Here is a 1,183-nt window from a genome sequence, read left to right as displayed (position 1 = left end):
CCATTCCGGATAAATGCCGAGGTTGTACAGGCGCTTGACGGCGCGCAAGACAGTATCGTCATACTGCGGCAAGGACTTGGCAGGAATAATTTCCAGCAGCAATTCATGCCCCGTGATCTGCGCCGCGTCGTACAAACCCTTGATCTGCGCTTCCTGTTCCAAGCGGTTTTCCGGCGTATCGTCCGGGTGCAGCTGTACCAGGCACTTGATCACATGTTCCTTGGGCCACTGCGTGAGCCGCGAAGCGAGCGATCGGCCCCAGTCGAATTGCAATGGATTCGAGCCCGGCATCTCGACGGGACGCCCTATCCACCAACCCCGTCCGGTCGCGTCGTTGAGCGCATCGACGCCATAGCGGTCATCGATCAGCACGCCCGTGCCGCCCTGCAAACCGCGCGCCGCCTCCGTCTGGCCCACGGCTTGCACGAACAATTGCTTGAGGCGTGCAATCTTCGCCTCGTCGGCGCCGCCCTGCTGTGCCAGCTCAAAGAATTGCGTGCGATGGTCGAAGGCGAATACGCATAGCTCATCCCACTCCTTGCGCGCGACCGTCGTGCGGTGCAAGCGCGACAAGGTGGCGTCCTGGTCAGGCTGTGTCAGCTTGGCCGCATTGGCCAGGAAATAAGCGAGTTCCACGGGCGACGGCATGGCAGGCGCGCAGCCGTGGCGCGACACGACCAGGGCGCCGCAGCCATTTGCGTAGCGGCAGCACGCTGCATAATCCTCGCCGCGCAGCCAGCCCTTCAGGAATCCCGAGAGAAAGGCGTCGCCCGCGCCCAGCACATTCAACACTTCCACGCGCACGCCCTGATAAATGAAAGCGTCGTCCAGATCGGCAGGAATGGCCGCCTCGATGACGGCGCAGCCCAGGGGACCACGCTTGACCACCAGCGCTGCCTCGCTCACCTTGCGCACGGCGCGCAAGCTGGCCATGATGTCAGCGCCGCCGCCGGCGATCATGAATTCCTCTTCCGTGCCGACGATCAAGTCAAACTGCGGCAAGATCGCCTGCAAGTGGCGCGTCACGCTATCGTTCGAGACAAAGCGCGTTTCGCCGTCCGCCTTGCCCGACAAGCCCCACAGCACGGGCCGATAATCGATGTCGAGCACGGTACGCACATTGTTGGCACGCGCCAGTTTCAAGGCCTGCGTGCTGACGGCGTGCATGGGGGACGTGGAAAAA

General features: G+C 62.8%; 1 protein-coding gene. It reads right to left on the bottom strand.

What is annotated here, in order from left to right; genetic code table 11:
* Positions 1 to 1,183: PfkB family carbohydrate kinase (locus tag K0F85_RS08530; RefSeq protein ID WP_257572612.1), on the bottom strand; the 1,183-nt coding region annotated here is incomplete at both ends.

The organism is Janthinobacterium sp. UMAB-56 (assembly GCF_900095265.1).
In the GTDB taxonomy this organism is placed as follows: Bacteria; Pseudomonadota; Gammaproteobacteria; order Burkholderiales; family Burkholderiaceae_D; genus Janthinobacterium.
Note: the sequence above shows the minus strand (reverse complement) of the source record. Positions and strands in the feature narration are given on the sequence as shown.